The sequence below is a fragment of the Bradyrhizobium lablabi genome, from assembly GCF_018131005.1.
GTDB classification, from domain to species: domain Bacteria; phylum Pseudomonadota; class Alphaproteobacteria; order Rhizobiales; family Xanthobacteraceae; genus Bradyrhizobium; species Bradyrhizobium lablabi_D.
The window spans coordinates 42486-66252 of sequence record NZ_JAFCJK010000014.1 but is presented as its reverse complement, the minus strand read 5'-3'; the positions used below and the strand labels follow the sequence as shown (position 1 = coordinate 66252).

The following is a 23767-nucleotide window of genomic DNA, read 5'->3' as shown; positions in this document are numbered from 1 at the left end:
GTAGGAATGAAACCGACTGATATCTCGGCGCCGGACTACTTTCATAAAGTAGTCGATTGCCAATGGGCTTGTCCCGCACACACGCCAGTTCCCGAGTACATCCGGTTGATTGCTGAGGGGCGTTACAGCGACGCCTACATGATCAATTGGAAATCCAACGTGTTCCCGGGAATCCTGGGGCGCACCTGCGACCGTCCCTGCGAGCCGGCGTGCCGCCGCGGACGGATCGAGGAAAATCCGGTCGCGATCTGCCGCCTGAAGCGCGTCGCCGCCGACTTCAAGGACGACATCAAGCATCGGCTGCCGAGACCCGGCCCGAGGAACGGCAAGCGCATCGCGCTGGTCGGCGGTGGTCCGGCTTCGCTGGCGGTGGCGCGCGATCTCGTGCCGCTCGGCTATCATTGCACCGTGTTCGATGCTGATCCCAAAGCCGGCGGCATGATGCGGAGCCAGATTCCGAAATTCCGCCTGCCCGACACGGTGATCGACGAGGAGACCGACTACATCCTTGACCTCGGCGTCGAGTTCAAGGGCGGCCATCGTATCGACAGCTTGAAAGAGCTGCTCGCCGCAAACTATGACGCGATCTTCGTCGGCTCCGGCGCGCCACGCGGCCGCGAACTCGACATTCCAGGCCGCAAGGAAGCGGCTGCGAATGTTCATATCGGCATTGAATGGCTGGCGTCGGTCTCGTTCGGCCACATCGACAAGATCGGCCGCCGCGTCATCGTGCTCGGCGGCGGCAACACCGCGATGGATTGCTGCCGCACCGCGCGTCGCCTTGGCGGCGAGAGCGTCAAGGTGATCGTCCGCTCCGGCTTCGAGGAAATGAAGGCCTCGCCGTGGGAAAAGGAAGATGCCCTGCACGAGGATATCCCGATCCTGAACTACATGGTGCCGATCGCCTTCGTCCACGACAACGGCAAGCTGAGCGGCGTCACCTTCCAAAAGGTGAAGGCCGAATACGACGGCAAGGGCCGGCGCAACCTGGTGCCCTCGGGCGAGCCTGATGAGACCGTGGCTTGCGACGATGTGCTGGTTGCGGTCGGCCAGGAGAATGCATTTCCCTGGATCGAAACCGATTGCGGCATCGAGTTCGACAAGTGGCACATGCCGAAGGTCGATCCCAAAACGTTCGTCTCGACCAATCCGAAGGTGTTTTTCGGCGGCGACGCTGCCTTCGGGCCGAAGAACATCATCTGGGCGGTGGCGCATGGCCATGACGCCGCGCTTTCGATCCACAGGATGCTGTCCGGCGAGGATATCAACGAACGCCCGCTGCCGGAGGTGCATGTCTCCTCCCAAAAGATGGGCATCCATGAGTGGAGCTACGACAACGACATCTCCGCCGACAAGCGCTTCAAGGTGCCACATCGCGACAAGGTGATCGCGCTGAAGGACATTCGCGCCGAGGTCGAGCTCGGCTACGACGTCAAGCTCGCGCTCGGCGAGGCGCAGCGCTGCCTGAACTGCGACGTGCAAACGGTGTTTACCGCGCCTCTCTGCATCGAATGTGATGCGTGCGTCGACATATGCCCGATGGATTGCATCACCTTCACCGAAAACGGCGAAGAGGATGATCTGCGGCGGCGTCTGAAGGCTCCTTCGCCGCATCATGACCAGGCGCTCTACATCGCCGACGGCCTGAAGACGGGGCGCGTCATGGCAAAGGACGAGGACGTCTGCCTGCACTGCGGACTCTGTGCCGAACGCTGTCCGACCGGCGCCTGGGACATGCAAAAGTATCTCATCGATATGGTTCACGCGGGATCAACATGTCAGTCAAAAGCCCGATCAGCAGCGTAAACGACTTCGTCGTCCGCTTTGCCAACGTCAACGGCTCGGGATCGGCCTCTGCCAACGAGCTGTTCGCGCGGGCAATCCTGCGCCACGGCGTCCCGGTGAGCCCGCGCAACATCTTCCCCTCCAACATCCAGGGCCTGCCGACCTGGTACGAGGTGCGCGTCACCGAGGCCGGCCATCTCGGCGCCCGCGGCGGCGTCGACATGATGGTCGCGATGAACCCGCAGACCTGGGACAAGGACGTCGCCGGAATCGAGCCGGGCGGCTATCTGTTCTACGATTCGACCAAGCCGATCCCGTCGTCGAAGTTCCGTAACGACATCACCGTCATCGGCGTGCCGCTGACCGCGATCACCAATTCGACCTATACCGATCCTCGACAACGCCAGCTCTTCAAGAACATCATTTATCTCGGCGCGCTCTGCGCCCTGCTCGACATGGATCCCAAGCTGATCGAGCAGCTGATCGGCGAGCAGTACAAGGGCAAGGAGAAGTTGTTGTCCTCCAACGTCCACGCGCTGCATCTCGGCCGCGACTGGGCACTGCAGAACCTGAAATGTCCGATCGGATTGCAGGTGAAGAAGTCCGACCGGGTCGGCGACCGCATCTTCATCGAGGGCAACAGCGCGGCCGCGCTCGGCGCCGTCTATGGCGGCGCGACCGTCTGCGCGTGGTATCCAATCACGCCGTCGTCTTCAGTTGCGGAAGCATTCACGAGCCATTGCAAGAAGTTCCGCCACGATCCCGAAACCGGAAAGGCGAAATACGCCATCGTGCAGGGCGAGGACGAGCTTGCCTCGATCGGCATCGTGATCGGCGCCTCATGGAACGGCGCACGGGCCTTCACCGCGACCTCGGGTCCGGGCATCTCACTGATGACCGAGTTCATCGGCCTGTCCTATTTTGCCGAGATTCCGGCCGTGATCATGAATATCCAGCGGGCCGGCCCTTCGACGGGCATGCCGACGCGGACACAGCAATGCGACATCATTGCCTGCGCCTACGCGTCCCATGGCGATACCAAGCACGTGCTGCTGTTTCCCGAAGATCCCGCGGAGGCGTTCGAATTCGCCGCCGCCTGCTTCGATCTCGCCGAGCGGCTGCAGACCACGATCTTCCTGATGCTCGACCTCGACATCGGCATGAACCACCGGCTGTGCCGCCCGCTGAAATGGGACGATGCACGGCAGTATGATCGCGGCAAGGTGATGACGGCCGAGATGCTGGAGGAAGGCCGCGACTTCGGGCGTTATCTCGACGTCGACGGCGACGGCATCCCGTTCCGCACCTACCCCGGCACGCATCCGACCAAGGGCTCGTACTTCACACGCGGCACCTCGCGCGACCGCTATGCGCGTTATTCGGAGGAAGGCGCTGTCTACGCCGACAACATGCAACGCCTGGTGCGCAAGTTCGAGACTGCTCAGGACATGGTGCCGCGCCCGCTGCAAGCCAATGCCGGCAAGCCGACCAAATACGGTGTGATCTATTTCGGATCGACCGCGCCGGCGATGGACGAGGCGATCGGCATCCTGGAGGCGCGCGGTCATCATCTCGACCGTATGCGCATCCGCGCCTTCCCGTTCCACTCCAGCGTCGCGAGCTTCGTCGCCGATCACGACTTCGTATACGTGGTCGAGCAGAATCGCGACGCCCAGCTCCGGCAGTTGATCGTCAACGAGAACGGCATCGATCCGGTGCGGCTGGTGCCGATCCTGCACTACGACGGCGCGCCGATCACCGCGCGCTTCATCGCGAACGCGATCGGCGACCACCAGGATCATCTCAAGGTGACCCCTCTCCGCAAGGCCGTGTCATGACCTACATTGCAAAACCGAAGTTTCATCATCCTGGCCTCAAGAAGAACGAGCTGGGCTATACCCACCGCGACTACGAGGGGAAGATCTCGACGCTGTGCGCCGGCTGCGGCCACGATTCGATCACTGCCTCGATCATCGAAGCCTGCTACGAGCTCTCGATCGAACCGCATCGGGTGGCGAAGATTTCCGGCATCGGCTGTTCGTCGAAGACGCCGGACTATTTCCTCGGCAATTCGCACGGCTTCAACTCGGTGCATGGCCGCATGCCGTCGGTCCTGACCGGCGCCAACCTCGCCAACCGCGAGCTGATCTATCTCGGCGTCTCCGGCGACGGCGATTCCGCCTCGATCGGCTTCGGGCAGTTCGCGCATTCGATCCGGCGCGGCGTCAACATGACCTATATCGTCGAGAACAACGGCGTGTACGGCCTGACCAAGGGCCAGTTTTCGGCGACCGCCGACCGCGGATCGAAGTCGAAAAAGGGCGTCACCAATACCGACAACGCCATCGACCTCGTCGCGATCGCGCTCCAGCTCGGGGCAACCTTCGTGGCGCGCAGCTTCTCCGGCGACAAGGACCAGCTGGTGCCGCTGATCGCAGCCGCGATCCGCCACAAGGGCGCCTCCTTCATCGACGTGATCAGCCCTTGCATCGCCTTCAACAACCATGCCGGCTCGACCAAGAGCTTTGACTATGTGCGCGAGCACAATGACGCGGTGAACCGGCTGGATGTTCTGGTCGGGCGCGATCCGATCAGCGTCGATTACGCGCCCGGCACCGTGCAGGTGGTCGAGCAGCATGACGGCTCAAGACTCGCGCTGCGCAAGCTCGATGCCGATTACGATCCGCATGACCGGCTGGGGGCGATGACCTTCCTGCAGAAGCACGCGGCCAAGGGCCAGATCGTCACTGGGCTGCTCTATGTCGATCCTGATGCAGAGGATCTGCACACCCATCTCAACACCGTCGAGACGCCGCTCAACACGCTGGACGAGCAAGCGCTGTGCCCGGGCTCGGCTGCACTGGACAAGATTAACGCCAGCCTGCGGTGACCGAAACCGGCGGCCGCGGCACGATGGGTATTGCGGACGACCTGCCGCCCGGGGCGTGACGAAGCGTTACGCCCGGGCAGCAAAGTGCCGGGTTCACTTGTCGCTCAGCACGTCGCCGAACAGCGCCCAGGACTTGCCGTCGAACCGCGCCATCTGGATTTGCCGGATTGGCGTCACATTGTCGGGCTCGGTCTGAATCTTGATACCCGGCAGCAGCATCGGCAGTTCGAGCGCCTTCAAATTGGTCGCCTGCTTGATGATGTTGTCGCGGCTGTAATCGCCGTTGCAGTTCTTCAGCACCGCCGTCATCACCTGCGCAACGGTGTAGCCTTGCACGTTGAAGAGATCGCCCGGGCTCGCGTTCGGCTGGTACTTCTTCATCCAGGCCGAGAATTCCTTCTGCGCGGGATCGTCGGCCCAGCGCGGATCGGTCGGATCCTTCAGATAAAGGCCGGTCACGACGCCGACGACATTCTCGAGCCCGGCCGGTTCAAGCACCGCGGAAACGGAGTTGGAGACGGTAGGCAGGATGGTCAGCGGCTTCCAGCCCATGCTCGCCGCCTTGCGCAGCGCCTGCGCCGCGAACTTCGGTGTGGCTTCGGCGAAGAACACGTCGGCACCCGACTCGCGCATTGTCACCATCTGGGAATCGATGGTCGGGTCGGTCGTCAGATAGGTGGTTTCCGCGACGATCTGGCCGACATGCTCGCCAAGGCCGTCCTTGAAGCCCTTGAGATAGTCCTTGCCGGCGTCTTCGTTCGGCGTGATCACCGCGATCTTCGCGTCCGGCTTGGTCTTCAGGATGTATTTTGCGTAGATCCGGCCTTCGAGTTCGTAGGTCGGATTGAAACCGACCGTCCACGGGAACTGTTTCGGATCGTTCCAACGCGTCGCCCCCGAGGAGACGAAAAGCTGGGGCACGTGCTTGATGTTCAGATATTTCTGCACCGAGATATTGGGCGCGGTGCCGACCGCGCTGAAGATCGCGAGCACCTCGTCCTGCTCGACGAGCTTGCGGGTCTGCTCGACCGTTTTGGATGGCGAATAGGCGTCGTCCAGACTCTCGAAGTCAATCTTGCGGCCATTTATGCCGCCCTGATCGTTGAGCATCTGAAAATACGCGGCTTCGGCACGCGCGATCGTGCCGTAGGCCGACGCCGGGCCGCTGTAGGGTGCAGTGTTTCCGATTTTGATCACGGAATCGGCGGACGCGGAGGGCGAGATCGAGGCGGCTGTGAGCGCAGCGAAGGCGAGAACGCCTGCCAGGCGAGAGCGAGTTGACAAGGACATATCCTTTTCTTGGTTTTCTTGACGCGGCGCACATTATCAATCGCACCCGCGCAGGCAATTGCCAGGAAATTCCGCATGCCGGCAATCACGTTCGCGCGCGGAACGCGATGCGCTGCCAAGAGCTCCAATGTTGGGTTGATGTTCATAGTGTGAGCCTTCGACAGACACGAAGGTTCACCAAGCAAGACGCGCGTTCCGCGCGGCGGTCAGCGCCTGTCTCGCCGATGGCGTCGTCCTAATTAGGCCGCGACCGCAGCCGCGCGCGGACTGACGACGTATTCCTTCAGCACCTTGTCGGTGCCGTCCACTTCAGTCAGCACGACGTCGTAGCTCCAGAGGTCGGCGAGGTGCTGCAGCACGCGCCGCGCGTCGGTCTCGTTGAGTTGCGCATCCTTCACCGTGGTGTGGCGCAACATCAGCCGGCGATCGCCGTCGAGATCGACGTCGACGACCTCGATATTGGCGTCGATGAAGCCGACGTCATATTGACGTGACAGTTCGCGCCTGACACGACGATAGCCGCGCTCGTCGTGGATGGCATCGACCTTGATGCCTGCGCTCTCTGCCGGATCGTCATGCAGATGGAACATGCGGAAGCGCCGGATCAACGCCGGGCTGAGGAACTGGCCGATGAAGCTTTCGTCGCGGTAGTTGCTCCAGATCTCGCGCAGCACGCCCTCGACATCGCCCTTGCCAGCAATGTCGGGAAACCACTCGCGATCTTCGTCCTCAGGGTTGGACACGATGCGCTCGATATCCTGCATCATCGCAAAGCCGAGCGCGTAGGGGTTGAAGCCGGAAAAGCGGCGATCGTCGAATTCGGGCTGGAACACCACATTGGTGTGCGACTGCAGAAATTCGATGAAATTGCCGTCGGAGATCCGCCCCTGCCGATGCAGGCGATTCATGATGCGGTAATGGACGTAGGTCGCGGTGCCCTCGTTCATCACCTTGGTCTGGCTCTGCGGATAGAAATACTGCGCGATATGGCGCACGATGCGGATGATTTCGCGCTGCCAAGGCTGCAGGCGCGGCGCGGTCTTTTCCAGGAAATAGAGGATGTTCTCCTGCGGCAGCCCGAGCAGGGCGCGGCGGCGCTCCGCGCTCAAGGTCGCCTTGGTTTTGGCCTTGGTGGTCGGCACCGTCCGCCACAAATCGTTGAACATCTCCTCCTCGAGCTTGCGGCGCTGGCCGGCCCGCTTCTCCTCGGCGCGAAGGTCAAGCGTCTTTTTCCCGGGGTAGCGATCGATGCCGTGCGACATCAGCGCGTGGGCAGCATCGACGGTCCGCTCGACGGCCTGGTGTCCATGGCGTTCCTCGCAGATCGCCAGATAGCTCTTGGCGAATTCGAGATAGTCGAGGATGCCGTCGGCATCGGTCCACTGCTTGAACAGGTAGTTGTTCTTGAAGAAGTGGTTGTGCCCGAAGGCGGCGTGCGCGATCACCAGCGTCTGCATGGTCGCGGTGTTCTCCTCCATCAGGTAGGAGATGCAGGGCGACGAGTTGATTACGATCTCATAGGCGAGGCCCATCAGACCCTTGCGATAGGACGCCTCCTGGAAGGCGAACTGCTTGCCGAACGACCAGTGCTTGTAGAACAGCGGCATGCCGACCGACGAATAGGCGTCCAGCATCTGCTCGGCGGTGATGACCTCGATCTGGTTGGGATAGACGTCGAGCCCGAGCTCGGAGCGCGCGATCTCCTCGCAGGCGTCATGAACGCGCTGCAGAATATGGAAATCCCAGTCGGCACCCTCGAACAGCCGGTCGCCGGTAGAAGCCATCACGCAACCCTCTCCTGCTTACCGCGGCGCTTGAACAAATCCTGGAACACCGGGAAGATCTCGCCGCGCTCGCTGACCTTGCGCATGGACAGCGGGACACCGTCGTTGCGCAGCCGCTCATAAAGCGTCCAGAGCGAGGAATCCGGCATGTCAAAGGTGTAGTTGGCGGCCTCGCCGACTTCCAGATAGGCGAAAAACTGGCAGACCGGCAGAATCTTGTCGGTCAGGAGATGGCCGGTCAGCGCGCTGTCGGACGTCATGTTGTCGCCGTCGGAAGCCTGCGCGGCATAGATATTCCAATCTGCCGGGCGGAAGCGGGTGCGAACGATTTCGTGCATTGCAACAAGCGCGCTCGACACCAGCGTGCCGCCGGAGGCCGGCCCGTGGAAGAAGGTCTCCTCGTCCACCTCCTCGGCGCGGTCGGTATGGCGGATGAACACGATCTCGACATGCTTGTAGCGCCGCTTCAGGAACACGTAGAGCAGCATGTAGAACCGCTTGGCGAGATCCTTCATGTGCTCGGACATCGAGCCTGAGACGTCCATCAGGCAGAACATCACCGCCTGCGCGACCGGTTTCGGCACGGTCTCGAAGCGGCGATATCGGATGTCGATGGGGTCGATGAACGGAATCCGCTTGACCTTGGCCTTGAGGGCCTCGAGCAGGGCCAGGAGTTCGGCGCGCCGCGCCTCGTCCTCACAATTGGCGATTTCCTCCTCGAGAGCGGCGATGTCCTCCTGCCTGGGCCGCCGCAGTGCAACACGCCGCGCCAGGGCGCGGCTCACGGTGCGGCTGATCGAGATGTTTGCCGGAGAGCCTGACGTGGCGTAGCCGGCGCGCTGGATGCCCTCGCTCTCGGTTTCGGCAAGCTTGCGCTTGGCAAGGTCTGGCAATTCGAGATCGTCGAGGAACAGGTCGACGAACTCGTCGCGGCTCAAAACAAACCTGAAAGCGTCCTCGCTGTCGCCCTCGCCTGCGCCCGAGCCCTTGCCGCCGCTCTGGTTCGGCCGCGGCAGCCAGTCGCCCTCGACGAATTTCTTGTTGCCGGGCAGCACCATGTCGCGCGTGCCGCCCTCCCGGCGGAACCGCGGCTCGTCCATGCCGTCCAGCGGGATTGTAACCTCGCCGCCCTCTAGGACATCCTTGATGTCCCGGTCCTGCGACGATTTCTTCACTGCTCCCTGAACCAGCGCCTTGGCGCGGCGCAGGAAGCGCTGGCGGTTCTCCAGGCTCTTGCTACCCGGATTGAGGCGCCGATCGACGATATGAATGACCACGTTGCATCCGCCTCGGAGATCTTGATGCGATTACAATGAATTACATCACGATCTGGTTGATTGAGCTTGGTTCCCCCGCCAAAGCCTCGGCGTTGGCGCGGGAAAACCGGCCTCCTGTTTCCGGATCATGCTCAACCGGCCTGCTTCACTCGCATGTACCACTCGACGAGCCTGCGAACCTGGCGCTCGGTATAACCGCGCTCCACCATCCGCGCGACAAACTCGCCGTGCTTCTTTTCGGTCTCGCCATCCTTCTTGGAACCGAACGAGATGACCGGAAGCAGATCCTCGACTTGCGAGAATATCCGCTTTTCGATCACATCGCGGACTTTTTCGTAAGAGGTCCAGCTCGGGTTCTTGCCGCCATTATGCGCCCGCGACCGCAGCGAGAACTTGACGACCTCGTTGCGGAAGTCCTTCGGGTTGGCGATGCCGGCAGGCTTCTCGATCTTGGTCAGTTCCTGGTTCAGCAGCTCGCGATTCATCAACTGACCGGTGTCGGGATCCTTGAAATCCTGGTCCTCGATCCAGGCGTCGGCATAGTCGACGTAACGGTCGAACAGGTTCTGGCCGTAATCGGCATAGGATTCCAGATAGGCCTTCTGGATCTCGTTGCCGATGAACTCCGCATAGCGCGGCACGAGGTCGGCCTTGATGAATTCGAGATAACGCTTCTCGACCTCGTCAGGCAATTGCTCGCGGCGGATCGACTGCTCCAGCACATACATCAGATGCACCGCGTCGGCGCCGACCTCGGTTGTGTCGTGGTTGAAGGTCGAAGCCAGCACCTTGAAGGCGAAGCGGGTCGAGACGCCGTCCATGCCTTCGTCGACGCCGGCGGCATCCTTGTATTCCTGGACGCTGCGAGCCTTCGGGTCGGACTCCTTCAGGCTTTCGCCGTCATAGACCCGCATCTTGGCGAACAGCGTCGAGTTCTCATGCTTGCGCAGGCGCGACATCACCGAAAAGCGCGCCATGGTTTCAAGCGTCGCCGGCGCGCAGGGCGCCTCGGCAAGCTCGGAGCCCTGGATCAGCTTCTCGTAGATCTTCTGCTCCTCGGTCACCCGCAGAACGTAGGGGACCTTGATGACGCAGATGCGGTCGATGAATGCCTCATTGTTCTTGTTCGTCTTGAAGCTCTGCCACTCGGCCTCATTGGAGTGCGCCAGGATGATGCCGGTATAGGGGATCGCGCCGATATTCTCGGTGCCGATATAGTTGCCCTCCTGCGTCGCCGTCAGCAACGGGTGCAGCATCTTGATCGGCGCCTTGAACATCTCGACGAACTCGAGCACGCCCTGATTGGCGCGGTTAAGGCCGCCCGAGTAGCTATAGGCGTCGGGATCGTTCTGGGCGTAGGTCTCGAGCTTGCGGATGTCGACCTTGCCGACCAGCGAGGAGATGTCCTGGTTGTTCTCGTCGCCGGGCTCGGTCTTCGCAACCGCGATCTGGCGCAGCCGCGACGGCTGGATGCGGGCGACACGGAATTGCGAGATATCACCGCCAAACGCCTCAAGGCGCTTGTAGGCCCATGGAGACATCAGCCCGCTGAGCCGCCGGCGCGGAATCCCGTACTTCTCCTCGATCATCGGCCCGAGCGTTTCCGGATCGAACAGCCCGAGCGGGCTCTCGAACACCGGGCTCAACTCGTCGCCGGCCTTCAACACGTAGATCGGATGAACCTCCATCAACGATTTGATGCGCTCGGCGAGCGACGACTTGCCGCCGCCGACCGGCCCGAGCAGATAGAGGATCTGCTTGCGCTCTTCGAGGCCTTGCGCGGCGTGGCGGAAGAAGCCGACGAGGCGCTCGATCGTGTCTTCCATTCCGTAGAAGCCGGAGAAGGCAGGATAGGAGCGGATTGTGCGGTTCAAAAAGATACGGCCAAGGCGAGGGTCCTTGGCCGTGTCGATCATGTGAGGCTCTCCGATCGCTGCTAGCAACCGCTCGGCCGCATTCGCATATCGCATCGGATCGCTTCGACACGACTCCAGATACTCAGCCATCGACATGTCGGTCTGACTTCGCGCTTCAAACGACCTGGCAAAGGCGTTGAACAAAGAATCGTTGTACATGATCCCATTCTCCACGATATGTATCGCCGCACGACTGAAGCGAGTCGTAACCAGAGCGTCCTAGGATCGAATCAGCGTCGGCACGCTTCGTCCATTGGACACTCGACCGACTCCCTTCGGCAATGCACGGCGCGTGCAGCCACTGCCTTATCAACAAGCAGTAAGCTCAATAGTTCACCAATATCCGCTGTCGGAGGCCTGTTTTTGGCGGTTGTAGCCCTCCCGCCACATCCGTGGTTTACCGGGGTCATGGCCTCCGAGGCGAACATCCGAGCGGGGTAACCTCCCCCGCCCTGCAGTGAGCCTTGGGCTCCCCGAAAATGTGTGATCAACCGGCCGTGACGTCAAGATGCGTCCTTCACCTGCCGCATGAACAAACATTTAGGGGCGCTTGAACGTGGCAGCGTTTTGGCGCGACTAAGGCAGCGAAGCTGCGTGCTTCCGGCGCTACATTATCGGTCGCTCAACCGTGATGTGCGGTGATCATCGTCCACCTTTTTAAAAGACCGTCACGTGCAGCAGAAAGTCACGCAAAGAAGCTGCTGGTCACGACGAAGACGAGTCGGAGGACAACACCACCGACTAACCGCTACAGGCAGGCATCGCGCAGTGCGACCGTTCCGAGAATTTTCACTCCAACGGCTAATGCACTCGTGCCGTTGCGAACCATGCCGGCCACGAAGTGTGCTTCGACGGTGGCGACGATTGTGACTGCGGCGGCTTAAATGTGACGGCATTCAAGGACGAGGGCTGCTTGAATGCATCACTGCCTGCAATCGAAATTCCCCGGTGGCGAAGGCGAACGACGCGCTCGTCGCCGATGACAAGGTCTATCGCGTCGATCACGCGGTTGGGGCGAATGCGCCGAGCCTGTGACTGGCCATAAAGAACTCGCGGCGCTCTGCCACAAGTGATAGGCTTTCGTCACAACACCAGAATAAATAATAAATAGGAAGATGGAATGCACCGGCATATCACAATGCACCGGCGCAGCCCTGTAGTGGGCGCATTCTCGGCGATCGGTGTTCCGCCTTCTCGGCGCCGAGCAGGCGGTCAGGGTCACTTGGCCGCAGGCGCACGGCTAATTACATCTGCGACCGTGAACACGAGTTCGCGACGCGTCATAAAAATGTACTGAGATCACGCTTCCTTGGGTGGCGTCCCGGGATCGAACTGTTGTGCCTGGCGTTATCGCTTGCGAATGCCGATATGCCGCCGGGCGCCTGCCCGTTTTGACTACCCGCCGACACCCGGAAGACGGCACCGGGAACTGAAAAATCGACCCCGACAGAACAAGAACAGGCATCCATGAACCCCGTCAAAGCACTTGAAAACCACGGCCAGGCGGTCTGGCTGGATTTCCTGGCCCGCGGCTTCGTCGCGGACGGTGACCTTAAGAAGCTGATCGAGACTGACGGCGTCAAAGGCGTCACGTCGAATCCCTCGATCTTCGAGAAGACGATCGGCAGCTCGGATGAATATGACGGCGCGATCTCCGGCGCGTTGAAGCACGGCGACCGCTCCGTCGCCGACCTGTTCGAGCATCTCGCGGTCGAGGACATCCAGGCCGCAGCGGACGTGCTGCGCCCGGTCTATGACGGGACCAAGGGAGGCGACGGCTTCGTCAGCCTCGAAGTGTCACCCTATCTCGCCATGGACACCAAGGGCACCATCGCCGAGGCCCAGCGGCTCTGGAAGAGCGTGCACCGCAAGAACCTGATGGTGAAGGTGCCGGCGACGCCGGAAGGGCTGCCCGCGATCGAAGCTCTGATCGGCGAAGGCATCAGCATCAATATCACCCTGCTATTTTCGCAAGCCGTTTATCGCGAGGTCGCTGAGGCCTATCTGAAGGGCCTGGAAAAATACGTAGCCAAGGGCGGCGACCCCAGCCACGTCGCAAGTGTCGCGAGCTTCTTCGTCAGCCGCATCGACAGCGCGGTGGACAAGCAGCTCGACGAGAAGATCGCCAAGGCCAACGACCCCACGGAAAAGGAGCGGTTGGCGGCGCTGAAGGGCAAGGTTGCGATTGCGAACGCGAAGCTGGCCTACCAGGATTACAAACGCCTGTTCGCCGGTGCGCGCTGGGACAAGCTCAAGGCCAAGGGCGCCAGGCCGCAGCGGCTGCTGTGGGCCTCCACCGGCACCAAGAACAAGGACTACAGCGACGTGCTCTATGTCGAGGAGCTGATCGGGCCCAACACCGTCAACACGGTGCCGCCGGCGACGCTGGATGCGTTCCGCGACCACGGCAAGGTGCGCGACAGCCTCGAAGAGAACGTCGACGACGCCCGGCGCGTGCTCGACGAACTGGATAGATCCGGCGTCTCGCTCGACGCGATTACTGCGGAGCTCGTGAAGGATGGCGTCAAGCTGTTCGCCGACGCCGCCGACAAGCTCTATGGCGCGGTCGCCCACAAGCGCGCGACCTCGCTCGGCGGTGGAATTGACCGCCAGAAGCTTGCGCTTGGCGCGACCATCGAGAAGGCGGTCGAGAAGAGCGCCGAGGAATGGCGTGCCTCCGCCAGGATCCGAAGGCTCTGGCAGAAGGACAAGTCGGTCTGGACCGGTGACGACGAGAACAAATGGCTGGGCTGGCTGACAAGCGCTGCTACCGCCGATGTCGCCGACTACGAGGATTTCGCCAACCGGGTGAAGGGGCAGAGTTTTACCGACGCCGTCGTGCTCGGCATGGGCGGATCGAGCCTCGGGCCAGAGGTGCTGGCCGAAACCTTCCCGCACAAGGCTGGCTTCCCGAAGCTGCACGTGCTCGACTCCACCGATCCGGCACAGGTGCGCGCGATGGAAGAGTATGTCGATATCACCAGGACGCTGTTCATCGTCTCCAGCAAGTCCGGCGGCACCACCGAGCCGAACGTGATGAAGGATTACTTCTTCGATCGTGTCGCCCAAGCGATCGGCAAGGACAAGGCCGGCCACCGCTTCATCGCGGTGACCGACCCCGGCTCCTCGCTGCAGAAGACCGCAATCAAACAGGGCTTCGCCCGCATCTTCTATGGCGATCCGACGATCGGCGGCCGCTATTCCGTGCTGTCGCCGTTCGGCCTGGTGCCGGCGGCAGCCGCGGGCATCGATGTCCGCAGCCTCATCCATCACGCGCTGTCGATGGTGCGCTCCTGCGGCGCAGACGTGCCGCCACATCAAAATCCCGGCGTGCAGCTCGGCCTCGCAATGGGCATCGCCGGCCTCGAGGGCCGCGACAAGGTGACGATCTTCTCCTCGGCCAAGATCGACGATTTCGGGGCCTGGGCCGAGCAACTGATCGCGGAATCGACCGGCAAGGACGGCAAGGGCCTGATCCCGATCGACGGCGAAACCATCGGCGAGCCTTCGGTCTACGGCAACGACCGCTTCTTCATAGACCTGCGCACCGAGGGCGAGGAGGATACCGCGCACGAGGCAAAACTCGCCGCGCTCGAGGCCGCCGGCCATCCCGTGGCCCGCATCGTGATGAAGACGATCGACCATATCGGTCAGGAATTCTTCCGCTTCGAGATCGCGACCGCGGTGGCCGGCGCGATCCTCGGCATCAACCCGTTCAACCAGCCAGACGTCGAAGCCGCCAAGATCAAGACGCGTGAGCTCACGGCCGCATTCGAGAAGACCGGCGAGCTCCCGTCCGAGACACCGGTGGTCTCGTCGGCCGGGGCCGATCTCTACACGGATGGCCAGAACGCGAACGAGTTGCGCAAGGCCGGCGCCAATGGCGATCTCAATTCATGGATCAAGGCGCACCTCGCGCGCTCCGGCCGCGGCGACTACGTCGCCCTGCTCGCCTATATCGAGCGCGACGGCGACACGATCGATGCCATGCAGGCGATGCGGCTCAAGGTACGCGACGCGCGACACCTTGCGACCTGCGCCGAGTTCGGCCCGCGCTTCCTGCATTCGACCGGGCAGGCCTACAAGGGCGGGCCCGACAGCGGCGTCTTCCTGCAGGTGACGGCCGACGATGAGCAGGATCTGCCGGTGCCGGGCCAGAAGGCGAGCTTCGGCGTGATCAAGGCAGCGCAGGCGCGCGGCGATTTCGACGTGTTGACCGAGCGCGGCCGGCGCGCGCTTCGCGTCCATCTCAAGGGTGATCTGGCCTCCGGCCTCGCGGCGCTCGACGCCGCGATAACGGCCGCGCTGAACTGAAGGAGCCGTCCGATGCAACTTGGCATGATCGGCCTGGGACGAATGGGCGGCAACATCGTCCGCCGGTTGATGAAGCACGGCCACACCACAGTAGTCTACGACAAGGATCCCGAGTCGGTCGCGGCGCTTGCCGCCGACAAGGCCGCGGGCTCCTCGTCACTTGAGGATTTTGTCCTCAAGCTGGAGGCGCCGCGCACCGCCTGGGTGATGCTGCCTGCCGGCAAGATCACGGAAGCGACCATCGACGCGCTCTCGAAATTGATGCAACCCGGCGATGTCATCATCGACGGTGGCAATACGTTCTGGCAGGACGACGTCCGCCGCGGCAAGGCGCTGAAAGAGCGCGGGCTGCATTATGTCGATGTCGGTACCAGCGGCGGCATCTGGGGCATCGAGCGCGGTTATTGCATGATGATCGGCGGCGAAAAGGTGGTTGTCGACCGCCTCGACCCGATCTTCAAGGCGCTCGCGCCCGGCATCGGCGACATCCCGCGCACGCCCGGCCGCGAGGGGCGCGATGTCAGGATCGAGCAGGGCTACATCCACGCCGGGCCGGTCGGAGCCGGGCATTTCGTCAAGATGATCCACAACGGCATCGAGTATGGCCTGATGCAGGCCTACGCCGAGGGCTTTGACATTCTCAAGAACGCAAGCACCGAGGCGCTGCCGCCGGATCACCGCTTCAATCTCGATATCGCCGACATCGCCGAGGTGTGGCGACGCGGCAGCGTGATCCCGTCCTGGCTGCTCGACCTCACGGCGTCGGCGCTGGCGGCGAACCATACGCTCGACAATTACTCCGGCTTTGTCGAGGATTCCGGCGAAGGCCGCTGGACCGTCAATGCCGCGGTCGATGAGGCTGTTCCGGCCGAAGTGCTGACGGCGGCCCTGTTCGCGCGTTTCCGCTCGCGCAAGGATCATACCTTCGCGGAAAAGATCCTCTCGGCGATGCGCGCTGGCTTTGGCGGCCACAAGGAGCCGCCCAAGAAGGTGTGAGAATGGCGAATGCTCACGTGCAGATGAAACCTGATCCCTGCTCTTTCATCATCTTCGGCGCCACCGGCGACCTCGCGCACCGGCTGGTGATCCCGGCCCTCTACAACCTTGCTGCCGCGAACCTGTTGCCGGAGCGGTTCTGCGTGGTCGGCATCGCCCGCAAGGGAATGGCGAGCGCAGAGATGTCCGACAGCCTGATGCGGGGCCTGCGCAAATTCGCGACGCGCCCGGTGGACGAGGCGGTCGCCAAACGTCTGTTCGAATGCGTCACCGCGGTTGAGGCCGATCCGAGCGATCCCGCCTCGTTCGACGCGATGAACGAGCGCCTCGAAAGGCTCGAGGCCGCACGCAACACCGGCGGCAATCGCCTGTTCTATCTCGCGACGCCGCCGGGCGCCTTTCTGCCGATCAGCAAGCAGCTCGCCCGTACCGGCATGCTGGCCGAGAACGGCGCGTGGCGGCGGCTCGTGGTCGAGAAGCCGTTCGGTACCGATCTCGCATCGGCAAAGGCGCTCAACACCGCGCTGTTGAAGCTGGTCGACGAGCACCAGATTTACCGGATCGATCATTATCTCGGCAAGGAAACCGTCCAGAACATCCTGGTGCTGCGTTTCGCCAACGGCATGTTCGAGCCGATCTGGAATCGCAACCATATCGATCATGTGCAGATCACGGTCGATGAAAAGCTCGGCGTCGGCCACCGTGGCAGCTTCTACGATGCCACCGGCGCGCTGCGCGACATGGTGCCAAATCATCTGTTTCAGCTGTTGTCGCTGGTCACGATGGAGCCGCCGGCGCGCTTCGATGCGCATGCCGTGCGCACGGAAAAGGCCGAGGTGCTCAGCGCGATCCAGATCCAGAGCGAGCAGGAGGCGCTGTACAATTCGGTGCGCGGCCAGTATTGCCGCGGCAGGGTCGGGGACACCGAAATCGAGGAATATCTCAAGACGCCTGACGTCAGGCCTGGCAGCACAACCGAAACCTATGCCGCGCTGAAGCTGACCATCGACAATTGGCGCTGGGCAGGCGTGCCGTTTTACCTGCGCACCGGCAAGGCGCTCGCAGTCAAGCGTACCGAGATCGCGATCAAGTTCAAGCAGGCGCCGTTCGCGATGTTCCGCGACACGCCGGTCGACCGTCTCTCGCAGAACTACCTTGTTATCTCGACCGAACCGACCGAAGGCATCGAGCTGCAGTTCAACACCAAGGTGCCGGGCCCGACCATCAACATCGACGGCGTCGAGATGAAGTTTCGCTACAAGGACTACTTCAAGGCCGAGCCGTCGACCGGCTACGAGACGCTGATCTACGACTGCATGATCGGCGACAACATCCTGTTCCAGCGCGCCGACAGCGTCGAAGCCGGCTGGCAGGCGGTGCAGCCATTCCTCGACGCCTGGAAGAACGCCGGCGGGCGCGGCCTGCAGCCCTACAAGGCGGGCTGCGAAGGCCCCGAAGCCGCCAACGCGTTGCTGACCCGCGATGGCCGAAGCTGGCGAAAGTTTGGCTGACGATGACAGGGAGCGACGAGCGCAAGATCATCACCGTCGCCGATCCGGCGGCGTTGGCTGAGACGGCCGCCGAGCGGCTGATCGCGCGGATCGCCCGAAACGACGCCCGGATCGCGATCTGCCTCACCGGCGGATCGAGCCCCAAGGCGCTCTACCAGCTGCTCGCAACCGACGCCTGCCGGCGCAGGATCGCCTGGGATCGCGTGCACTGGTTCATCGGCGACGAACGCCTCGTGCCGCCCGACGACCCACTGCACAACATGAGCATGGCGCGGCGGGCGTTCCTGAACCAGTGCGCGCCGGTTGCAAACGTTCACCCGATCGCGACCGATACGGCCGATCTCAACGATCCCGACAAGAGCGCGGCGCTCTACGAACACGAGTTGAAGATCTTCTACGGCGCTGGGCGCTTGGATCCCGCGCGCCCGCTGTTCGATCTCGTCTTGATGGGCATTGGTCCAGACGGTCACACTGCCTCGTTGTTTCCCGGTTATCCCGCGATCGAGGAGACCGCGCACTGGGCGGTCGGTGTGCCCAAGGCCAATGTCGAGCCTTTCGTGCCGCGCGTTACGCTGACCTTGCGCGCGCTTGCTTCTTGCAGCGAGATGCTGTTCGAAATCTCCGGTCCCGCGAAGCGCGCGATCTTGACGCGCCTGCTCGCCGGCGAGAATCTGCCGGCGAACCGCGCGCGATCGCAGGGCGAAACTGTCTGGCTCGTCGATCAGGCCGCGCTGCCGGAGGATTTTCGTGGGTGACAGGGAAAGCCCCTGCGCGCTGGTCGTGATGGGCGTCTCCGGCTCGGGCAAGAGCACCATCGCCGGGCGTCTCGCGGTCCGGCTGGGCTGGCGTTACGAAGACGGCGACAAATTTCATCCCGCAAGCAATGTCGCCAAGATGAGCGCCGGCCAGCCACTCACCGACGAGGACCGCTGGCCCTGGCTGCGGGCGATAGCCGCCGAGATCGACCGGACCTGCGCTGCGCATGAACGCGCCGTGATCGCCTGCTCGGCGCTCAAGCGCGCCTATCGCGACATCCTCGTGCATGGCCGCGACGATGTCCGCATCATTTTCCTCGATGGAACGCAGCATCTGATTGCCGCGCGCCTCGCCTCGCGCAGAGGTCATTTCATGCCGTCTGGCCTGCTGACCAGCCAGTTCCGGACGCTGGAGCCGCCGGCCGCGGATGAACGCGCGATAACAGTTGCGATCGACCGAACGGTCGAGACCATCGTGGACAACATTTTCAGTCAACTGGACCTGGATCGCCCATGACCCGCATCGCCCTTGTCGTGTCCGACGTCGACGGCACACTCCTGACCAAGGACAAGATCCTCACCGACGGCGCGAGGGCGGCGGTCGGCAAGCTGCACGAGGCGGGCATCGGCTTCACGATCGTTTCCAGCCGGCCGACGATCGGGATGGATTTCCTGATCGAGCCGCTGTCGATCGAGCTGCCCATCGGCGCCTTCAACGGCAGCTCGATCGTCGATCCGCAGTTGAGGCCTATCGAGCAGCACCTCATCCCGCCCGCCGCGGCACAGCGCAGCATCGAGATTCTCCGCGACCACGGCGTCGACATCTGGCTCTTCACCAACGATCGCTGGCTGACACGAAATCGCGATGGCGAATATGTCGCCCACGAGCAGCGCACGATCAAACACGATCCGACCATCGTCACGGATTTCGCGCCATATCTCGACAAGGCGTGCAAGATCGTCGGTGCGAGCTCGGATGCGGCCCTGCTGCAGGGCTGCGAGGCTGTGGTGAGGCAGGCCGTCGGCAGCGAGGCCTTGGCAGTTCGGTCCCAGACCTATTACCTCGACGTCACACCGCCCGGCCACGACAAGGGCACCTTCGTCGAGGCGACCGCGAGACGCCTCGGCGTGTCCCTGCAAAACGTCGCCACAATCGGCGACATGCAGAACGATCTCGCAATGTTCGCGAAGAGCGGCACCTCCTTCGCGATGGGCAATGCGAGCGACGACGTCAAGGCCCGTGCAACCCACGTGACCGACACCAACGAGCGCGACGGGTTCGCCCGCGCCATGGAAGCGGTGCTGCAGCTCCGATGAACCGGTATTGCCGGCGGAATCGCATGCGTCGCGTGCGAAGGCATCGGATCGCGGACGTGACCTCCCCGCCGGTCGACTTGCGCTGAGGACGCGAAATACGGGCGGCAGTGGCGATCCTGCCCGGCCTATTGCGACCGCTGCACCGCGGGCTTCTCGGCCGCGGCCTTGGCATCGCTGAGGTTATGCGCGGTGTTGATCAACGCGATGTGAGTCAGCGCCTGCGGAAAGTTGCCGGTCTGGCGGCACACGGCCGTATCGAACTCTTCGGCGAGCAGGCCAAGATCGTTGGCGATGGCAACCACTCGATCGAACAGCGCCTGCGCCCTGTCGATCTGGCCGGCCAGCACATAGGCGTCGGCAAGCCACAGGCTGCAGGCCAGGAACGCGCCCTCGATCGGCTGTGTCTCGTCCGATACTTCGCGCGGGTCGTGCCGCAGCACGAAACCGTCGCGTATCATGTGCCGCTCGATCGCGGCGAGCGTGCCGCGCACTCGGGGATCACTTGGTGGCAGGAAACCGACCGCGGGCAGCAGCAGGATGCTGGCATCGAGCAGTTTCGAGCCATAGCTTTCGACAAAGCTGTTCAGCGCCCGGTCAAAGCCCTTCTCGCAAACGTCGCGGTGTATCGCATCGCGCAATACGCGCCACTTAACGAGGGGCGCCTTGAAACCGAACCGTTCCGCGCTCTTGATGCCGCGATCGAAAGCCACCCAAGTCATCACCTTGGACGAGACGTAATGTTTACCCTCCCCGCGGCGCTCCCAGATGCCGTGATCAGGCTTGTCCCAGACATCGGCTAGATGTTGGAGCACGGCGCATTCCAGCGCCCAGCTTTCCTCACCGAGCTTGAGCTTGGCCACGCGCCACTGGTGGATGGCGTCGATCAGCTCGCCATAGACATCCAGCTGCAATTGTGCATGCGCGGCATTGCCGACGCGCACAGGACTGGCCCCCTCATAGCCAGGCAGCCAACCGGCTTCCCATTCCAATAGGCGCCGCTGGCCCATGATGCCGTACATGATCTGCATGTTGACCGGCGCGCCTGCCACCGCCCGCAACAGCCAATTGTACCAGGCAGCGGCCTCCTCGGTGTAGCCCGAGTTCATCAGCGCCAGTAGCGTGAAGGTGGCATCGCGGAGCCAGCAAAAGCGATAGTCCCAGTTCCTGGCGCCGCCGAGCTTCTCCGGCAATGACGCGGTTGGCGCTGCGACGATGCCGCCGGTCGGCGCGTAGGTGAGCGCCTTGAGCGTGATCAGCGAGCGCATGACGAGGGCGCGGTGGCTGCCGTGATAGCTACAATGGCCGCACCACTCGGTCCAGAAGTCCCGGGTGTCCTGCAGCGCGGCCTCCGGATCGATCGGTGCGGGCACCGGCAGGTGCGAAGGACCGTAGGTCAGTACGAACGGGATCGTCTCGCCCTCGCCGACTTCGAAGTCTGCGACCGTGGTCAGGTTCTCGCCACGGGTCTCGACCGGCGTGCGCAGCACGGTCATATCCTGCCCACTGATCGCCAGCAGACCCGGTCCGTCCGGGTTCTTCTTCACCCACGGAATATCGGCTCCGAATCCGAAACGGATCACGAGCTCCATTCGCAGTTTGACCCGCCCGCTGATGCCGCGCACCAGTCGCACCACGTCGGAGGCGTTGCCGCGCGGCGGCATGAAATCGATCAGCGCGACCGCGCCGCTCTCCGTTTCGAACCGCGTTTCCAGGATCAGCGTGTCGTCCCAATAGCGGCGCTCGATCCTGGTGATCTCGCCGGCCGGAGCAATCAGCCATCTCCCATTGCGGGGCGTGCCGAGCAGCGCGGCAAAGCATGCATCCGAATCGAATGCCGGCCAGCACAGCCAGTCAATGGACCCGCCGCGGCCAACCAGCGCGGCGGTTTCGCAATCGCCGATCAATCCGTAGTCTTCGATACGCGATGACACCTGCCGTTATCCGCCTTGCCTTAGCCTGCGCGCGAGCGCTCATGCGTTGCGCGCTTGAGCGCATCGACGTCGATCACGGACGTGACCTGCTCGATCGAGACCGGAATTCGCCGCCGCCAGTTCGGATGCTCGTTGACCGTGCCGGGAATGTTGGGCTGATCGATCAGGCCGAGCAGATCTTCCAGTGAAACCGCCAGCAGCCGCGATCTGGTCCGCGACAGGCAGCTCACCACCGAATAGAGGTCGTTGTTCTGGATACCGTAACGGCGCAGCACCTCATCGAGCATGGTCAGCGCATGCCAGCGCGCGTCGTCGCTCTCGCCGGGATCGATCCCGAGTGAGCGTTTCAGCTTCAGGTCGCTGAAGGAGCGCCAGCCGGCATAGGTCGAGAGGTCGTGGGTGTTGAAGGTGACGAGCGCGTTCGCTCCGTAGTGATCGACGCCGCGGAAGGCGCCGCGGTCGTCGCGCTCGAACATCATCACAAGGTACGACCAGATGCCCCAGTCGGCCATCCGCTCGCGAAAGCCTTCCGGAACCGTGCCGAGGTCCTCCCCGATCACAACGCAGCGATGCGCGACGCTCTCCTGCGCGGTCGCCGCCAGCAACGCCTCGAACGGCATCTGCACATAGGCGCCGTTGTCGGGACCGAAGCCGCGCGGCACGAGATAGAGCCGCTTCAATCCAAGCACGTGATCGAGCCGGATCGCGCCGGCATGGCGCATCGAGGCGCGCAGCATCTCGCGGAACGGTGCGAACGAGCTGATCTCGAGACCCACCGCATTGAAGCCGGCAAGGCCCCAGTCCTGGCCGGCGGTGTTGAGGGGATCGGGCGGCGCGCCGACGCCGAGATGCCGCGAGATCGCGAGCTGCTCGTTCCACGCATCGAAGCCGTCCGACTGCACGCCGACGGCGACATCGAGATAGAGCCCGACCTGCATGCCGAGCTCGTGCGCGCGCGCCCTGCAGGCGCCGAGCTGGCGGTCCGCCGCCCATTGCGTGAATTCGACGAATTCGATCTCGGACTCGTCGGCGCTCTGGCGCAACAAGGCACAGACCGCATCGCCGGGCTGCCGCCACTCATCGGGCCACTGCCACCACGGACGATTGAGCTTGTGCCGCATCACCTCGAAGCAGGCAAAGCGCGACAGCAGGTCGCCGCGTTCGGCGCGAAAGCTGTCGAAATCGTCCCGGCTGTCGCGAGCCGATTTGGCCTTGAAGGCCGCGAAGGCCGCCCGCAGCGCGCGCCATTTCAGTGCGGCAACCGCGACATAGTCGACCGTGTCGTTCGCACGAAGCGCCGCGACCGCGGCCTGCGTCCCGGCATCTGACCGGAATCCGGGGAGCCGGCCGACATCGACATAGAGTGGATTGAGAAACAGGCGACTGTTCGGCGAATAGGGACTGCAGTCCCCCGGCCTGTCGTCGAACAACGCATGCAGGGGATTGAGCCCCACGCCATCGGCGCCGAGCTGGTGCGCCAGTTCGACCAAGCCTTGCAGATCGGTGAAGTCGCCAATCCCCCAATTCCGCGACGAGCGGATGCCGTAGAGCTGCACCGCGAGCAGCCAGCCGCGATCGAAATCGCCGCTGAACGTTCGCTCGGGCGAGACCAGCAGCGGCACGTCCTCGGAGACGGATGTTGCATCGGTGACGTGCAGCCGGTGGATGCCATGCGGCAGGTGCCGCGGACACGATATCGTACGCTCGCCGGCGCCGCCTTGCGCGATCACCTCGCCGCCGGTCTTGATGGTCCATTTGACCGGCAGCGTGGCCGCCGCCCCGAGCTCGATCCGGGCGTCGCGGCCGGCCCGGATTACGACCGGCTGCGCGATGAACTGCCGCGCCGGCTGAGGCGGCAATGCGTCGAGGATGGTCTGGAGCGCAGCAGGCTCCGTCACACGGCGGTGACCCTGACCGTCAATATACTCGGTCTGAATACCGAGGGTTCTGGCTTGGGCGTATAGGTCCATTCGGCACGCGCCTTGCAAGCGACCGAAATCG

Annotated in this window: 15 protein-coding genes; 9 read left to right on the top strand and 6 right to left on the bottom strand. The window is 63.1% G+C overall.

The annotated features are described in order from the left end of the window. Window positions 1-6 precede the first annotated feature (6 nt). Genes JQ553_RS30880 through JQ553_RS30870 form a run of 3 tightly spaced genes read left to right on the top strand, consistent with a single transcriptional unit; the run spans window position 7 to window position 4675 of the window. Entirely contained in the window at window positions 7-1806 is a 1800-nt protein-coding gene (locus JQ553_RS30880) for an FAD-dependent oxidoreductase (protein WP_212503839.1), read from the top strand. Continuing rightward, entirely contained in the window at window positions 1776-3623 is a 1848-nt protein-coding gene (locus tag JQ553_RS30875) for a 2-oxoacid:acceptor oxidoreductase subunit alpha (protein WP_212503838.1), read from the top strand. Before JQ553_RS30880 ends, JQ553_RS30875 begins: the two co-directional genes overlap by 31 nt. Next, window positions 3620-4675, top strand: a complete 1056-nt coding sequence (locus JQ553_RS30870) for a 2-oxoacid:ferredoxin oxidoreductase subunit beta (protein ID WP_212503837.1) — start codon at window positions 3620-3622, stop codon at window positions 4673-4675. The genes JQ553_RS30875 and JQ553_RS30870 overlap by 4 nt, the downstream gene beginning before the upstream one ends. A gap of 93 nt (window positions 4676-4768) precedes the next feature. Here the strand turns inward: JQ553_RS30870 and JQ553_RS30865 are convergent, their stop codons facing one another. The 4 genes from JQ553_RS30865 to JQ553_RS30850 all read right to left on the bottom strand — a co-directional run bounded on the left by JQ553_RS30865 (window position 4769) and on the right by JQ553_RS30850 (window position 11101). Further along, window positions 4769-5965 (bottom strand): ABC transporter substrate-binding protein, encoded by a 1197-nt coding sequence (locus JQ553_RS30865; RefSeq protein ID WP_212503836.1) that lies wholly within the window; start codon window positions 5963-5965, stop codon window positions 4769-4771. A 239-nt stretch (window positions 5966-6204) separates the two neighbouring features. Continuing rightward, window positions 6205-7749 carry a SpoVR family protein gene (locus tag JQ553_RS30860; protein WP_212503835.1) on the bottom strand — a complete coding sequence of 515 codons (1545 nt, stop codon included), beginning with the start codon at window positions 7747-7749 and terminating at the stop codon, window positions 6205-6207. Then, window positions 7749-9020, bottom strand: coding sequence for a YeaH/YhbH family protein (locus JQ553_RS30855; protein ID WP_212503871.1), 1272 nt, complete (start codon window positions 9018-9020; stop codon window positions 7749-7751). The genes JQ553_RS30860 and JQ553_RS30855 overlap by 1 nt, the downstream gene beginning before the upstream one ends. A 137-nt stretch (window positions 9021-9157) precedes the next feature. Continuing rightward, window positions 9158-11101, bottom strand: coding sequence for a PrkA family serine protein kinase (locus JQ553_RS30850; protein ID WP_212503834.1), 1944 nt, complete (start codon window positions 11099-11101; stop codon window positions 9158-9160). Window positions 11102-12409: 1308 nt separating this feature from the next. Here JQ553_RS30850 and JQ553_RS30845 point away from each other — a divergent pair. From JQ553_RS30845 to JQ553_RS30820, 6 genes are read left to right on the top strand one after another with little or no spacing between them, the layout of a single operon-like run. Continuing rightward, on the top strand, window positions 12410-15256 hold the full coding sequence (locus JQ553_RS30845) for a bifunctional transaldolase/phosoglucose isomerase (protein WP_212503833.1): 2847 nt from the start codon (window positions 12410-12412) through the stop codon (window positions 15254-15256). A 12-nt stretch (window positions 15257-15268) separates the two neighbouring features. After that, window positions 15269-16252: a phosphogluconate dehydrogenase (NAD(+)-dependent, decarboxylating) gene (gene gnd, locus JQ553_RS30840; RefSeq protein ID WP_212503832.1), complete on the top strand. Its 984-nt coding sequence runs from the start codon at window positions 15269-15271 to the stop codon at window positions 16250-16252. A 2-nt stretch (window positions 16253-16254) separates the two neighbouring features. Next, complete coding sequence (gene zwf / locus JQ553_RS30835; RefSeq protein WP_212503831.1) at window positions 16255-17763, top strand: glucose-6-phosphate dehydrogenase; 1509 nt, start codon at window positions 16255-16257, stop codon at window positions 17761-17763. A gap of 2 nt (window positions 17764-17765) precedes the next feature. Next, window positions 17766-18518 carry a 6-phosphogluconolactonase gene (pgl, locus tag JQ553_RS30830; protein WP_212503830.1) on the top strand — a complete coding sequence of 251 codons (753 nt, stop codon included), beginning with the start codon at window positions 17766-17768 and terminating at the stop codon, window positions 18516-18518. Next, window positions 18511-19035, top strand: coding sequence for a gluconokinase (locus tag JQ553_RS30825; RefSeq protein WP_312015215.1), 525 nt, complete (start codon window positions 18511-18513; stop codon window positions 19033-19035). Before pgl ends, JQ553_RS30825 begins: the two co-directional genes overlap by 8 nt. Next, window positions 19032-19835: an HAD family hydrolase gene (locus JQ553_RS30820; RefSeq protein WP_212503829.1), complete on the top strand. Its 804-nt coding sequence runs from the start codon at window positions 19032-19034 to the stop codon at window positions 19833-19835. Before JQ553_RS30825 ends, JQ553_RS30820 begins: the two co-directional genes overlap by 4 nt. Window positions 19836-19960: 125 nt before the next feature. Here the strand turns inward: JQ553_RS30820 and JQ553_RS30815 are convergent, their stop codons facing one another. Together JQ553_RS30815 and malQ are read right to left on the bottom strand one after the other, a co-directional pair. After that, a complete protein-coding gene (locus JQ553_RS30815; protein ID WP_212503828.1) occupies window positions 19961-21766 on the bottom strand; it encodes a glycoside hydrolase family 15 protein in 1806 nt (601 codons plus the stop codon). 20 nt (window positions 21767-21786) lie between these two features. Continuing rightward, window positions 21787-23736, bottom strand: coding sequence for a 4-alpha-glucanotransferase (gene malQ / locus JQ553_RS30810; protein ID WP_212503827.1), 1950 nt, complete (start codon window positions 23734-23736; stop codon window positions 21787-21789). Window positions 23737-23767 lie beyond the last annotated feature (31 nt).

What these genes read in the sequence shown, in the direction of transcription:
- JQ553_RS30880 (WP_212503839.1), top strand. Translation starts at nt 7, where the DNA reads ATGAAACCGACTGATATCTCGGCGCCGGACTACTTTCATAAAGTAGTC.
- JQ553_RS30875 (WP_212503838.1), top strand. Translation starts at nt 1,776, where the DNA reads ATGTCAGTCAAAAGCCCGATCAGCAGCGTAAACGACTTCGTCGTCCGC.
- JQ553_RS30860 (WP_212503835.1), bottom strand. Translation starts at nt 7,749, where the DNA reads ATGGCTTCTACCGGCGACCGGCTGTTCGAGGGTGCCGACTGGGATTTC.
- JQ553_RS30850 (WP_212503834.1), bottom strand. Translation starts at nt 11,101, where the DNA reads ATGTACAACGATTCTTTGTTCAACGCCTTTGCCAGGTCGTTTGAAGCG.
- JQ553_RS30870 (WP_212503837.1), top strand. Translation starts at nt 3,620, where the DNA reads ATGACCTACATTGCAAAACCGAAGTTTCATCATCCTGGCCTCAAGAAG.
- malQ (WP_212503827.1), bottom strand. Translation starts at nt 23,736, where the DNA reads ATGGACCTATACGCCCAAGCCAGAACCCTCGGTATTCAGACCGAGTAT.
- gnd (WP_212503832.1), top strand. Translation starts at nt 15,269, where the DNA reads ATGCAACTTGGCATGATCGGCCTGGGACGAATGGGCGGCAACATCGTC.
- JQ553_RS30845 (WP_212503833.1), top strand. Translation starts at nt 12,410, where the DNA reads ATGAACCCCGTCAAAGCACTTGAAAACCACGGCCAGGCGGTCTGGCTG.
- JQ553_RS30865 (WP_212503836.1), bottom strand. Translation starts at nt 5,965, where the DNA reads ATGTCCTTGTCAACTCGCTCTCGCCTGGCAGGCGTTCTCGCCTTCGCT.
- pgl (WP_212503830.1), top strand. Translation starts at nt 17,766, where the DNA reads ATGACAGGGAGCGACGAGCGCAAGATCATCACCGTCGCCGATCCGGCG.
- JQ553_RS30820 (WP_212503829.1), top strand. Translation starts at nt 19,032, where the DNA reads ATGACCCGCATCGCCCTTGTCGTGTCCGACGTCGACGGCACACTCCTG.
- zwf (WP_212503831.1), top strand. Translation starts at nt 16,255, where the DNA reads ATGGCGAATGCTCACGTGCAGATGAAACCTGATCCCTGCTCTTTCATC.